This window comes from Pseudomonas sp. B2M1-30 (genome assembly GCF_025447575.1).
GTDB classification, from domain to species: Bacteria; Pseudomonadota; Gammaproteobacteria; order Pseudomonadales; family Pseudomonadaceae; genus Aquipseudomonas; species Aquipseudomonas botevensis.
On the sequence record NZ_JAOEJT010000046.1, the window covers coordinates 1 to 357 of the forward strand.

1 pseudogene is annotated in these 357 nt (G+C 60.8%); it reads right to left on the reverse strand.

Annotation, left to right across the window (positions count from 1 at the left end):
• Positions 1-357: pseudogene (locus N8H74_RS29250) on the reverse strand (Ig-like domain repeat protein); the annotation flags it as partial.

Here is a 357-nt window from a genome sequence, read left to right on the forward strand (position 1 = left end):
TCCGCGCTGATTTCTACCGTGATGCCACCGTTGGGAATTTCAACGTTGCTCGGCAAGCCTTTCACCGAGGTGAGGGTGGGGGCGGTGGCTGCCACCACGGTAAAAGTTCTGGCTCCCGACTGAGCGCCCGAGCCATACAACGCTTTGGCCGTGAAACTGTGGGCTGCCGCGCTCAGTGCGCTGACGGTCAATCGCCACTCGCCGGTCGTTGCATCAGCCGTTGCCTGACCCTTGGACGTCGCGCCATCGAACACTTCGACTTTCTGGCCCTTGGCGGCGATGCCGCTCAGTTCCGCGCTGATTTCTACCGTGATGCCACCGTTGGGAATTTCAACGTTGCTCGGCAAGCCTTTCACC